Annotated in this window: 9 protein-coding genes and 1 tRNA gene; 1 reads left to right on the top strand and 9 read right to left on the bottom strand. The window is 47.4% G+C overall.

The features are described 5' to 3' along the window. Window positions 1-67: 67 nt before the first annotated feature. The 5 genes from HPC38_RS10400 to ilvG form a co-directional block, all read right to left on the bottom strand. Window positions 68-2,038, bottom strand: coding sequence for a BCCT family transporter (locus tag HPC38_RS10400; RefSeq protein ID WP_208121213.1), 1,971 nt, complete (start codon window positions 2,036-2,038; stop codon window positions 68-70). A gap of 182 nt (window positions 2,039-2,220) precedes the next feature. Then, a complete protein-coding gene (gene ilvA / locus HPC38_RS10395) occupies window positions 2,221-3,750 on the bottom strand; it encodes a threonine ammonia-lyase, biosynthetic (RefSeq protein WP_208121212.1) in 1,530 nt (509 codons plus the stop codon). Window positions 3,751-3,752: 2 nt separating this feature from the next. Beyond that, window positions 3,753-5,594, bottom strand: a complete 1,842-nt coding sequence (gene ilvD, locus HPC38_RS10390) for a dihydroxy-acid dehydratase (RefSeq protein ID WP_208121211.1) — start codon at window positions 5,592-5,594, stop codon at window positions 3,753-3,755. Between the two features lie 34 nt (window positions 5,595-5,628). Next, complete coding sequence (gene ilvM / locus HPC38_RS10385) at window positions 5,629-5,856, bottom strand: acetolactate synthase 2 small subunit (protein WP_208121210.1); 228 nt, start codon at window positions 5,854-5,856, stop codon at window positions 5,629-5,631. Window position 5,857: 1 nt separating this feature from the next. Beyond that, entirely contained in the window at window positions 5,858-7,513 is a 1,656-nt protein-coding gene (gene ilvG / locus HPC38_RS10380; RefSeq protein WP_208121209.1) for an acetolactate synthase 2 catalytic subunit, read from the bottom strand. A gap of 368 nt (window positions 7,514-7,881) precedes the next feature. Between ilvG and dld the strand changes: the two genes are divergently transcribed. Then, window positions 7,882-9,564, top strand: a complete 1,683-nt coding sequence (gene dld, locus HPC38_RS10375) for a D-lactate dehydrogenase (protein ID WP_208121208.1) — start codon at window positions 7,882-7,884, stop codon at window positions 9,562-9,564. Window positions 9,565-9,605: 41 nt separating this feature from the next. On the opposite strand, the gene HPC38_RS10370 is transcribed toward dld, so the two are convergent. The 4 genes from HPC38_RS10370 to HPC38_RS10355 form a co-directional block, all read right to left on the bottom strand. Then, window positions 9,606-9,695, bottom strand: a tRNA-Ser gene (locus HPC38_RS10370). 64 nt (window positions 9,696-9,759) lie between these two features. After that, window positions 9,760-11,376 carry a phosphoethanolamine transferase gene (locus tag HPC38_RS10365; protein WP_208121207.1) on the bottom strand — a complete coding sequence of 539 codons (1,617 nt, stop codon included), beginning with the start codon at window positions 11,374-11,376 and terminating at the stop codon, window positions 9,760-9,762. 65 nt (window positions 11,377-11,441) lie between these two features. Continuing rightward, entirely contained in the window at window positions 11,442-12,734 is a 1,293-nt protein-coding gene (locus tag HPC38_RS10360) for a sensor histidine kinase (RefSeq protein ID WP_208121206.1), read from the bottom strand. 1 nt (window position 12,735) lies between these two features. Continuing rightward, window positions 12,736-13,398, bottom strand: coding sequence for a response regulator (locus HPC38_RS10355; protein WP_208121205.1), 663 nt, complete (start codon window positions 13,396-13,398; stop codon window positions 12,736-12,738). Between the last annotated feature and the right edge of the window lie 93 nt (window positions 13,399-13,491).

The raw sequence follows: 13,491 nt of genomic DNA, 5'->3' as shown, positions 1-13,491 counted from the left end.
AATGTTACTATTATTTCGGCGGTCTGAAAATAAAAAGTGCGGTTAGACCGCACTTTTTATTTACTGTTTACTGTTCACTATCCAATGGTGCTTGAACGATCAACTCATTTTCTTCGCTGGCAAGCAGCACGAGGTAGCGTTGATATTGTTTCAAGATGTCTGCGATAAGCTCTTCACGCGACATATATTGAATATCGTAGCCCATTCGTCCATCGCCAAAATAAGTGACAGGCGTATAGATTTGTTCATGCTGCACGCTTGGGACTGCGTCTTCTTCTAACATTGAATTTGATGTATCCCGTGCGTCAATTGTTACGCCATAAACGAAATCTCGCATTACACCTTTGTGAATATGCAATTCAACACTGTGGTGATCATCATCTTTTTCCACGATACTTGCTTGTAAATGGTGCTTATGTACTAACTCATTTAACAATTCACTAAAGGCGGGTTTGACGATATTGTCTATGAAGCTATAAATATCATCCTCTTGATTTTGTTTTAAAATTTGACCAAGGCGTTTTTTCCATTTATGACCGCTCCAAAAGACGGTAGATTGATCTAAACGCGTATTAAAATAATTTTGGTCAACCCGTAGGCCTTTTAGTAGGCTTATACACATGACAACAGTGATGACAGCAAATGGTAAAGCAACCACCAAGGTCATCGTTTGCACCGCACCTAAACCGCCTGAATTCAGCAATGCAATCGCTAGCACGATCATAATCACGCCCCATAAAATGCTTTGCCAGCGTGGCATATCACCACTACGACCGCTGGAGGCAATGTTGTTCAACACGAAAATACCTGAGTCGGCTGAAGTGATGAAAAACAGCGATAAAATCAGCAACGCCACGAGGCTGGTGACGGTCGGCCATGGGAAGTAATCTAAAAAGGAGAACAGTAATGTTTCTGGGCTGGAGGTCAACGCACTGAGCGCACCTGAGTGAGCGATGTCTTCTAAAATCGCACTATCACCGAAAATGGTAAACCACAGTAGGTTGAAAGTCGATGGAATAATCAATACGCCTAAAATAAACTCACGAATGGTGCGACCTCGAGAAATTCGGGCGATAAATAAGCCAACAAACGGCGCCCATGAGAACCACCACGCCCAGTAAAGTACCGTCCAGCCAGTGAACCAATCCGCGTGATCCGTATCATAGCTAAAGGTGCGGAAGCTCATGTTGACTAAATTACTGAGATAATAACCGATATTTTCGGAAAAGACCGATAATAGGTAAATAGATGAACCCGTAATTAAAATAAACAACATTAAGCTCAATGCTAGACCAAGATTAATTTCACTTAAGCGACGTACACCTTTACCTACACCAGAGATAGCGGAGATGATAGCAATACTGACAACAGTAACAATAATAACGGCTTTCGACCCTAAGGTAGCATCACCTAAAATACCTACAGTAGAAAGACCAGCATTGAGCTGGGATGCGCCATACCCCAGTGTAGTAATGATACCAAATACGGTAGCAATCAACGCAAGCGCATCAATCAAATGCCCCCAGAAGCCATGGATTTTGTCCCGTAAAATAGGGTAAAACGCTGAACGAATTGACAGCGGCATACGATAACGAAAACCAAAATACGCCAACGCGAGCGCAATCGTGCCATAAATCGCCCACGGGTGAATCCCCCAATGGAAGAAAGTATAAAGTAAAGCATCTTTTTTAGGATGTGCTGCCGTGATTGGGGAAACATAGTGCATCAGCGGCTCTGCCACGCCGAAATACATCAAACCAACACCCATACCTGCAGCAAAGAGCATCGCTATCCAAGAAATAAACGGATATTCTGGCTCTTCATCGTCACTACCGAGACGAATATCACCCAAACTACTCATCGCAAGCAATGCAAGAAATAAAATAAAGAAGCTGACTGACAGAATATAAAACCAGCTAAAATATTTAAACGCGTAATCTTTAGCTAAATTAAGCGCATTTTGCATCGAATCCGGTGCAAAAATACAAGCCAGTGCAATGACGAGAATAAAAATAAAACTTGGAATAAAAACGGGCATGCTAAATGTCGTCCGTTTTCTTAATTCAGCAAACAAAATATAACTCCTTTCATTGAAACCAGATGATTATGTTACAAAATAGAATTTTTTTAGCACGAAAATAATAATTTATTTAAAAAAATAAATCAAATCTCCATACATAGAGGTAAAGTGCGGTCAAGCCTGCGCACGGCAGGCTTGTATTAGGCTAAAAAATATCGATAAGATGCAAGATCAGTCACATCTTGATAAGCATAGCCAAGCGCTTCAAGATGGTGTTGAAACACTTGCTCGGTGGCTTCACTCATTTGAAATGCGCATAAAATATCACCATAATCTGCCCCGTGGTTACGGTAGTGGAACAGAGAAATATTCCATTGTGTACCTAACATTTGCAAGAATTTGACCAACGCACCTTTTTGCTCAGGAAAAACAAAACTGTAGAGCTTTTCACGCTCGGCACTGGCGCTGCGCCCGCCAATCATATAGCGAATGTGTGTCTTGGCCACATCATCATCGCTAAGATCGTGCACGTCGTAGCCTGCAAGGCGCAGTTGAGAGATGATTTCTTGTTTTTCATCATCGCCACCACTGACTCGCACCCCCACAAAAATACAGGCGTTGCGGTGATGCGCATAACGATAATTAAACTCCGTCACTGCACGATCGCCCAAAATATGACAGAATTTTAAAAAACTGCCCTTTTGTTCAGGGATCGTCACTGCCAGCAAGGCTTCTTGCTTTTCCCCGATTTCACAGCGTTCAGACACATAACGCAAGCTGTGGAAATTTAAATTCGCACCTGAAAGCACATTGACCAAGGTTTCCCCTTGAATGTTGTGTTGTTGCACATATTTTTTTAAGCCCGCGAGTGAGAGCGCACCAGACGGCTCTGCAATAGCACGTACATTTTCAAAAATATCTTTCACGGCTGCACAAATTTCATCGCTTTCAACGGTGATGACATCATCGAGGTATTGCTGACATAAACGGAAGGTTTCATCACCAATGCGTTTCACCGCCACCCCGTCGGCAAATAGCCCTACGCGCTCCAAGTCCACAGGCTCGCCTGCTGCCAGGGCCGCTTTAAGGCATGCAGAATCTTTAGATTCCACACCGATGACTTTAATTTCAGGCATTAATTGTTTGATTAACACCGCAATACCCGCCGCTAATCCACCGCCACCGACAGGCACGAAAATGCGGTCAATATGTGGCAATTGCTGGAGCAACTCCATACCCAACGTGCCTTGGCCTGCAATCACCATCGGCGCATCAAATGGGGGGATAAAGGTCATTTTTTCCGATTGCGCAAGCTCAATCGCTTTGGCTTTTGCCTCATCAAAGTTAGCGCCATATAGAAGCACTTCACCACCAAAACCCCGCACGGCATCAACTTTAATGCTTGGCGTATTTTGCGGCATCACAATCAGCGCTCTTAGCCCCAATTTTTTGGCAGAAAGCGCTACACCTTGCGCGTGGTTGCCTGCTGAGGCAGCAATCACGCCTGCCGCCTTTTGCGCCTCATTGAGTGAGGCAATCATGGCATACGCCCCACGGATTTTAAAACTGTTAACGGGCTGGCGATCTTCTCGTTTGATAAAAATCTGATTATCAAAGCGTTGAGAGAGTTTTTCCATCTTCTGTACAGGTGTGACTTCCACCACATCATACACCTTAGCGGTGAGTACTGTGCGCAGATAGTCATTACCTGAAAGTTGTTCTGTGCTCATGATTAATCCTCCAGCTTACGTTTATCACGCACGGCACCTTGGTCGGCACTGGTGGCAAGCATGGCATAAGCCTTAAGCGCAAAGGAGACGTGACGGTCTCGATTTTTCGGCTTCCAACCGTACTTTTCTTGTTGTTCGCGCCGAGCAGCGAGCTCGGCGTCATCCACACGCAGTTCAATTGTGCGATTTGGGATATCAATGGCAATGGTGTCGCCATCTTGCACCAAACCGATTGTGCCACCATTGGCGGCCTCTGGGGAAACGTGCCCAATGGAAAGCCCTGATGTCCCCCCAGAGAAACGCCCGTCGGTGAGCAATGCGCACGCTTTGCCTAGCCCCATCGATTTAAGGTAACTGGTCGGGTAAAGCATTTCTTGCATACCTGGCCCTCCTTTTGGCCCTTCATAGCGAATCACCACCACGTCGCCTGCTTGCACTGCGCCACCTAAAATGCCTTCAACCGCACTTTCTTGGCTTTCAAACACTTTGGCTTTGCCCACAAAGGTGAGAATGCTTTCATCAACCCCTGCGGTTTTCACAATACAGCCTTTTTCTGCCAAGTTGCCCGAGAGCATCGCCAAGCCGCCGTCTTGACTGTAAGCGTGCGCTTTATCGCGAATGCACCCTAAAGTGCGGTCATCGTCCACATTGTCCCAACGGCAATCTTGCGAGAACGCTTCGGTGGTGCGAATGCCCGCTGGCCCTGCACGATAGAAATCCAGCACTTCGGCTGAATCAGTGCGTTTAATATCGTAATGATCAAGCTGCTCTTTTAAGCTTAATCCCAGCACGGTGCGAGTTTGGTTGTGCAACAGATTTGCGCGTTCCAGCTCGCCTAAAATCCCCATCACGCCACCAGCGCGATGAACATCTTCCATGTGGTATTTGTTGGTATTCGGCGCCACTTTGCATAAACACGGCACAAGACGAGATAAACGATCAATGTCTTGCATGGTGAAATCCACTTCTGCCTCTTGCGCTGCTGCCAACAGGTGCAATACCGTATTTGTTGATCCCCCCATGGCAATATCTAGGCTCATAGCATTTTCAAACGCAGATTTAGTTGCAATATTGCGTGGCAATACGCTGTCGTCATCGTCGGCATAGTAACGCTTGCACAATTCCACAATTTGCTTGCCTGCTTTCACAAACAGCGTTTTGCGATCAGCGTGCGTGGCTAAGCACGAGCCGTTGCCTGGCAGGCTCAAGCCCAGCGCTTCGGTTAAACAGTTCATGGAATTGGCGGTGAACATACCTGAGCACGAGCCACAAGTTGGGCAAGCGCTGCGCTCAATGGTTTGGCTGTCGGCATCGCTGACGTTGGGATCCGCACTTTGCACCATGGCATCGACTAAATCAAGCTTGATCAATTTATCCGATAATTTTGTTTTGCCCGCCTCCATAGGGCCGCCTGAGACAAAAATGGTTGGAATATTCAAGCGTAGCGCCGCCATCAACATTCCTGGGGTGATTTTATCGCAGTTGGAAATGCACACCATCGCATCAGCACAGTGCGCATTAACCATATATTCCACACTGTCGGCGATCAGCTCACGTGATGGCAATGAGTAAAGCATGCCGCCATGCCCCATGGCAATCCCGTCGTCCACCGCGATGGTGTTGAACTCTTTTGCCACGCCACCTGCCGCCTCAATTTGCTCAGCGACCAATGCACCTAAGTTGCGCAAATGCACATGCCCAGGCACAAATTGTGTAAACGAGTTAACCACGGCAATAATCGGTTTACCAAAATCGTTTTCTTTCATTCCTGTGGCGCGCCACAATGCACGCGCACCTGCCATATTGCGACCTGAAGTACTGGTCGCTGATCGTAGTTTTGGCATAATGTTTCCTTTTCCCACAAATTAAAACCGCACTTTACGCTGTTTCGATGACGCGTTCAATGCCAAATAATTTAACAAGTTGATTGGTTAACAAATGCAAAGTGCGGTCACTGTGTACTGTCACGTTCAATTCCACGGTGTTATCCACTAATTGCATGTTCATTGCTTGCACGCAAAAGCCACGATGGCGTACCACGCGCAAAATCCGCTCTAACGTTTCAGGCCGCCACTGGGCTGTGATACTCAGTTGATACACATTCATCTTACACTCCAATATCTTCCAACATTTCCACATTGCACGCACCCGGTGGCACTAGCGGCCACACGTTTTCATCCGCTGGAATACACACATGCAATAAATAAGCACCGTCGGCATTTAACAGCCGATCAAGGGCGGCGTCCACCTCATCGCCACGCGTAATGCGTTCACCTGCAATGCCAAACGCACTGGCTAACGTGACAAAATCAGGGTTGTCATCTAAAATTGTTTCGCTGTGGCGAGCATTGAAAAATAGACTCTGCCACTGACGCACCATGCCAAGGCGCTGATTATCAAGCAACAGGATTTTCACCGGCAAATTGCCGCGCTTAATTGACCCCAACTCTTGAATATTCATCATAAAGGAGCCATCACCTGTGAGTAAAATCACATCATCTTGTGGGCGTGCTTTTTTCGCTCCCACCGCTGCGGGCAAACCAAATCCCATGGAGCCAAAACCCGCAGAGGTAATATAATTTTTCGGGTCAAAATGATGCATATGTTGCGCTGACCACATTTGGTGTTGTCCTACATCGGTCGTGATGACCGCACTTTGCTGTTTCTTTTCAGAAAGCGTGTTTAATAGCCACCACGGATTGATCGGCTGATCACCTTGATTTTCAGCATAACGGAAATCATTCTCTTGTTTTAGAGCAATAATTTCATCACGCCACGAAGCTATATCCAACGGTATCGTGAGTGCTTTCGTCGCTTGAATCAGATCTCCACATAACGCCACATCAGCAGGGCGTAATTTATTCATCTCAGCCACATCAATATCAACATGGATCACATTGGCATGGGGAGCAAAGGTATCTAGTTTTCCTGTCACACGGTCGTCAAAACGCGCCCCCATCACCAACAGCAAATCACACTCGTGCACCGCGTGGTTGGCGGCTTTGGTGCCGTGCATGCCGATCATGCCCATATAATAAGGATTTTCTGGTGGGATTGTGCCCAAGCCTTTAATGGTGGACACCGAAGGCATTTGCGTCACATTAAGCAGCTCACGCACTGCGCTTACGCCATTTGCCATGCCAACGCCACCGCCCACATAAAGTACGGGGCGTTTGGCGCGTTGCAATAATGCTTTAGCGGCGGAGAGGTCGGAATCTAAAAGTGCGGTCGGGCGTTTAAGGGGTTTGACGATAGGGTTAGCTGTGGTGGGGGCAAATTGCACATCTTTGGGCACATCCACCAACACAGGGCCAGGACGACCACTTTGCGCAAGATAAAATGCATTCGCTAACACGTCTGGCAATTCTTCAATATTTTGCACGATGAAACTGTGTTTCGTGCATGCCAGCGACAATCCAAGCACGTCCGCCTCTTGAAAGGCATCAGTGCCGATAAAAGGTGATGCCACCTGCCCTGTGATCGCCACCACAGGGATGGAATCCATCATCGCATCGCCCAAGCCTGTGATTAAATTTGTCGCACCTGGACCTGAGGTAGCGATGCACACACCAACCTTACCACTGGCTCTAGCATAGCCAATAGCCGCCATTGCCGCACCTTGCTCATTGCGACATAGCAGATGATCAAGCCCTGAATCATAAATCGCGTCATATACGGGCATAATCGCCCCACCAGGATAACCAAAAAGGGTATCCACTCCGTGGGCTTTCAGGCTTGCTATAATGAGTTGCGAACCGTTCATTTCTCCTCCTAACCGCACTTTTATTCATTTTTAAAATTATTTTGCATAAAAAAACCCTCGCGAGTTTGCGAGGGTTATTTAAATGTGCCTGAGCAGAATTTAAGCATAACACTCGCGTTTGGAGATAATAATCACCAAAATGCGAATAATGCTAATAATTCGGAAAGATTTCATTGTGCTCAAACGTTTTTTAACAGTGCGTTATTGATACCATACTTCGAAAAAAAATAAAAACAATTTTTTTAAAATTCAAAAAATAATGACAAAAATGTTGACTTGATCACAGAATCAGCGCAAATGTAATAATATGCATTCTTAATTGCACCATTTTTCGACAAAATAAACGCACTGTAATGAAAGGAGTTTATATGAGCACTCTAATTGAACAATTGACCCACATTGTTGGTGAAAAACACATTTTAACTGATCCTGCCAAAACGCTGCCGTATCGCAGCGGCTTTCGTTTTGGGCAAGGTAAAGCGTTGGCGGTGGTCAAACCAGGTACATTGCTGGAGCAGTGGAATGTGCTAAAAGCCTGTGTGGCAGCAGATGTCATTGTGATTACACAAGCAGCGAATACGGGCTTAACAGGTGGCTCTACGCCAGATGGTAATGAGTATGACCGCGACATTGTGATTGTCAGCACCCTGCGTTTGGCGCATATTCAATTAATTAATCATGCCGAGCAGGTGATTTGCCTGCCAGGGGCAACCCTTTTCCAGTTGGAAGCCGAGCTGAAAAAACACGAACGCGAGGCGCACTCGGTGATCGGTTCATCGTGCTTGGGGGCGTCCGTGCTTGGTGGCGTATGTAATAATTCAGGTGGGGCTTTGGTGCAACGGGGGCCTGCTTACACTCAAATGGCACTTTATGCTCAAATCAATGCCGCGGGCGAGTTGGTACTGGTCAACCACTTAGGCGTGAATTTGGGCGAAACGCCTGAGGCGATTTTGACCAATCTTGAGCTGCAACGTTATGACGCCGCCGATATTGAACACACTCACCAATGTGGACATGACCACGGCTATCACGAACATGTACGCGATGTGGATGCCGACACGCCAGCCCGCTTTAATGCCGATCCACGGCGGCTTTATGAAGCGTCAGGCTGCGCGGGCAAATTAATGGTGTTTGCCGTGCGCCTTGATACCTTCCCGCTAGAGAAAAATACCCAAGTGTTTTACATCGGCAGCAACGACACCGCCGAGCTGGACGACATTCGCCGCCATATTCTGCAACATTTTAAAAATTTGCCAGTGTCGGGGGAATACATTCACCGCGAGGCATTTGATGTGGCAACCATTTACGGCAAAGACACGTTTTGGGCGATCAAAACCCTTGGCACCAATAATCTGCCAAAACTTTTTGCCTTGAAAAATAAAGTCGATCGCCTGTGCAGTAAATTCGCATTTTTACCTGACCACATTTCCGACCGCACTTTGCAATTTTTAAGCCGCTTTTTGCCGCAACACTTGCCTGAGAAAATGCGCCAATATCGCGATAAATATGAACATCACTTAATACTCGCGATGGCTGGCGACGGCATTGCTGAGGCAAAGGCCTTTTTGCAGGATTATTTCGCCAAACACACGGGGGATTACTACACCTGTGACGCCAAAGAGGCGCAAGCGGCGATGCTCCATCGTTTTGCAGTGGCGGGGGCAGCGGTGCGTTATCGCATCGTGCATCATAAAGCGGTGGAAGACATCGTCGCGCTTGATGTGGCCTTACGCCGCAACGATCGTCAATGGTTTGAAACGCTGCCTGAAGATATTGACCAGCACTTCATCCATAAACTCTACTACGGGCATTTTTTCTGCCATGTGTTCCACCAAGACTACATCGCGAAAAAAGGCACCAACGTGCACCAAGTGGAAGAGAAGATGCTCAAACTGCTTGATCAGCGCGGCGCGGAATACCCCGCCGAACATAACGTAGGGCACCTTTACCACGCTAAGCCTGTGCTGAAAAAATTCTATCGTGATTTAGACCCGACGAACAGCTTCAACCCTGGTATCGGCAAAACCTCAAAACGCAAAAATTGGCAATAACAAAAAACCGCACTTTAATAAAAGTGCGGTTTAAAAATTCATGGCGGTGAGAGGGGGATTCGAACCCCCGATGCACTTTCGCGCATACACACTTTCCAGGCGTGCTCCTTCAACCACTCGGACATCTCACCGAAATCGTTCGATTAGGGCAAGGAATATAAAGATTATTGCGCTCCACGTCAAGTGTTTTCTTGCCTATGCGCCTTTACGACAGGGGGCGAAGATGTCCTTCTGTGGGCGATATTCGCGCGTTTGAATGTCCCACATGCCAAGCAGGGAGTGAAATAAATTATCTTGGCTATATTCGGTTGTGTTTGCCTGCTGTTGTAAGCACCTTACACTCAACTGTTGTGCCTGAATAAACGCAGGCGATCCCCAAAAAATTTGCGGCACATGGGTTTGCTCACTCGGTGCAATGGCATACGGTGCGCCGTGCAGGTACATGCCGTTTTCGCCTAACGATTCACCGTGATCTGAAACATAATAAAGTGCGGTTTCGGTGTTCGCTAAGCTGTTGAGCTTATGAATGACCGTCGCCAAGAAATGATCCACATAGTGTACGCCATTATCATAGGTGTTAAGTAAACTTTCACGATCACATTGCGCAATATCTTTCGTTTCGCAAATCGGCGTGTAGTGGGCAAATTCGCGCGTATAACGCTCGTAATAGGTCGGGCCATGATTGCCGATGGTGTGCAAAATCAGAAACAGATCGCGCTGCGGCTCGGCTTGCACGTCTTGATCAAAATGCGCCAGCAGTGCCATGTCTAAGCATTCGCCATCGTGGCAATAACGTGGATCGTTTTCATCGATCACACTGCGGTAACTGATGTGATGGCAAACCTCTTTACAGCCGCCGTCATTATCCACCCACAACATTCGCACGCCCACACGCAGCACAATATCCACCAGATTATCTTGGGTGACGGCGGTCACGTTATCATACCCTGAGCGCCCAAGGTTGGAAAACATACACGGCACCGACACCGCTGTTGCGGTGCCACAACTGCTCACTACAGGGAAATTCACCACATCGCCCATTGCTGCAAGCTCTGGCGTGGTTTGTCGCGCATAACCGTTTAGCCCCCAGTTAGCCGCACGGGTGGTTTCGCCAACCACCAATACGATAACACGCCGCTGAGTGCTGGCATTGCGCGTTGCGTCTAATCCTAATGGTGTGTAAGTGCGGTTTTTGCGTTGTTGACGCTTAATTTCATTCACACCTGCGGTGATAAAATTGCTCGGCACAATTAATTTAGGAATTTGATGGTGATTACGCACAAACGAGGCATAATCTTGATAATACAATTTGGCAATGCCACCAACAACGCCCAAACACAACAGCACCACCAGCGCACGTACGCCCAGCTCTTTATACCAAATGCGGTAACGCAGCTTGACTAAACAGTAAATCAGCGCAGGTAACACGCCAAAGCCCAACACCCAAGCAACATAAGGCAGCGTGAGCATACGTTGAGATTCGGCATAATCGGTTTGCAGAATATTTTCTAACATATCCGTGCCAAAATAGACATGATAGAACAAGGCGTGATAACTAATCGCGGCGCTGATAACCAGCAATGCAGGCATTAGCACTTTATGTAGCAGTGGCAATGCTAGCACTTGATACACGGCAAACAATGTGCAGAAAACAAACACGGGCACGCTGGCGAAAAACAGCAGATTATGCGTGTTGGAAATGCTCGCCGCTTGCCATACCGCGCGGAAAAATGCCCCGTTTAAAACAATGGTAAAATACAACGCGAGGGCAAAAGTTAATTGGGTTGAGGTGGCTTGAAAGCGCAATTTCATAACGGATCTTAACTCCTGATAAAAGCGAATTAAGCCCAGTATAAAAAAGAAAAATTAGCACAAAATTAGCACGCAGGATGCGGCAAATAGAGGCTGACCAACAAGCCGTGGGTAAAGTGCGGTGTATCACTAAGCACAATGCGTCCATTATGTTGTTGCACGATGGTGTGCGCGATGGCCAACCCCAGCCCAGTGCCTGTTTGGTGAGTGCCTAACACACGATAGAACGGATCAAACACGCGGCTGCGCTCAGCTGGCGCAATGCCAATGCCATTATCTTCCACTTGCAGCACAACACCATGAGGTAACGCCCGCCAACGCAAGTCCACCTGCCCGCCTGCGGGGGTGTAATTGATGGCATTTTCACAAATTGTTTTGAGCAACACATAAAGTGCGGTCGAATTGGCATAAATGGCCTGATCGCCATCACTGACAATACCAATATCAACATTTTTTTTATCCGCGAGCGGCAACAGCGTTTCTAACACCGACAGAAACGATGCTTGCACGCTCAACTTTTGTGGCGCAGCGTGCTGCGATTGTATTTTTGCCAGCGCCAATAATTGCTCAAGCAAGTGTCGCATACGCGCAATACCTTGTTGCACAGTATTAAGCTGGGCAAGCGCGCTGTTAGGCAAATTATCCGTATGCAAACGTTCGATCTGCAATGAAAGTGCGGTCAGCGGCGAACGCAGCTCATGCGCGGCATCCGCCACAAAACGCTGTTGTTGCGCTTGGCTTTCGCGGACTTTTGCCAGCAGCTGATTAAGTGCGGTGATAAAGCCTTGCAATTCACTGGCAATGCCATGGTTGTCCAACTCAGAAATATCATTGCCAGAACGTGCTGCCACACTGCGCGACAGATGATCAATCGGCTGTAGGCTGCGACGAATACGCCAAATGCAAAATGGAATGATAAATAGCACAAATAAAATCAGCGGAGCCGTGGCCAGCCAAGCAGAGTGTAGCGCAATTTCATCACGAAACTCTTTTTCATCAAAAAACGTGGCGATATTAACGCCGTTAACTGCACGAACATAAAAACGGTAGCGCTGTTTGCCACGCGTAAGCGAATGAAAGCCGCTCGACAGCTGTTGCAGATTGGCAACGTAGTAAGGCACTTGTGTCGAAGTGCGGTGATTTTGAATAAAAATGCGGTTATCACGGTTATGCAACGCCATTGCGGATAACTGTTCATCTGGGCTGACCAGCTGTGCGGTTTGCTGCAAAATATCATCTTGCAGGCGGTAAGCGCTTTTAAAAGCATAATAAAATGCTCCCGTTGCGGTGATCACCAATGCAATCAAAGCAAATAGCGTGATATTACGCGTGAGCTGCTTAATTAAGGAAAACGCCACGTTAAGCCCCTTTTGCCACCTGCCAGCCAGCACCACGAATATTGCGGATTGCCGCCTTGCCTAGTTTCTTACGCAGGGCATGAATTAAAAAATCAATGGCGTTGCTTTCCACTTCGTCCCCCCAAGGGTAGAGCTTTTCTTCTAAATAGCTGCGGGAGAAAATTTTACCTGGCTGCTGCATTAAAATCTGCAACAAAGCAAATTCTTTGTGCGTCAGTTCAATGGCCTGCCCTTGGCTATGCGCCTGCTGTGTGGCGAGATCGAGCGAAATGACGCCGTTCGACAACACGCTTTGCCCCTGATAATGTTTGCGCCGCACCACCGCACGCAACCTGGCATTGAGTTCAACCATTTCAAAGGGTTTCACCACATAATCGTCCGCCCCGCCATCAAGACCTGCCACACGGCTAGCCACATCATCACGCGCTGTGGCAATAAGAATAGAAAGCGCGGTGTTATGGCGACGAATATCTTGCAGTACGCTTAACCCGTCACACTTGGGCAAGCCGAGATCTAAAATCAACACATCAAAATCATGCAGCGCAAGCGCGCTCAATGCCTGCTCGCCGTCTTGCACCCAATCGGTGGCATAGCCTTCATCTTTAAGGCTTGCCAGCACAGCTTGAGCAATCATCACATCGTCTTCAACCAATAAAATTCGCATGATATTCCCTTTCCTTTTGCCCACTATAGCAAATTTTGCTCCACAGAATAACCGCACTTTTTATTTTCAGACTGCCGAAATAATAGTAACATT

The organism is Spirabiliibacterium pneumoniae (assembly GCF_014884995.1).
Classification (GTDB): domain Bacteria; phylum Pseudomonadota; class Gammaproteobacteria; order Enterobacterales; family Pasteurellaceae; genus Spirabiliibacterium; species Spirabiliibacterium pneumoniae.
This window is presented reverse-complemented; position numbering and strand designations above follow the sequence as displayed.

Coding starts and splice junctions, on each gene's coding strand:
- HPC38_RS10355 (WP_208121205.1), bottom strand. CDS start 13,398: ATGCGAATTTTATTGGTTGAAGACGATGTGATGATTGCTCAAGCTGTG.
- HPC38_RS10365 (WP_208121207.1), bottom strand. CDS start 11,376: ATGAAATTGCGCTTTCAAGCCACCTCAACCCAATTAACTTTTGCCCTC.
- ilvA (WP_208121212.1), bottom strand. CDS start 3,750: ATGAGCACAGAACAACTTTCAGGTAATGACTATCTGCGCACAGTACTC.
- ilvD (WP_208121211.1), bottom strand. CDS start 5,594: ATGCCAAAACTACGATCAGCGACCAGTACTTCAGGTCGCAATATGGCA.
- dld (WP_208121208.1), top strand. CDS start 7,882: ATGAGCACTCTAATTGAACAATTGACCCACATTGTTGGTGAAAAACAC.
- ilvM (WP_208121210.1), bottom strand. CDS start 5,856: ATGAATGTGTATCAACTGAGTATCACAGCCCAGTGGCGGCCTGAAACG.
- HPC38_RS10400 (WP_208121213.1), bottom strand. CDS start 2,038: ATGCCCGTTTTTATTCCAAGTTTTATTTTTATTCTCGTCATTGCACTG.
- ilvG (WP_208121209.1), bottom strand. CDS start 7,513: ATGAACGGTTCGCAACTCATTATAGCAAGCCTGAAAGCCCACGGAGTG.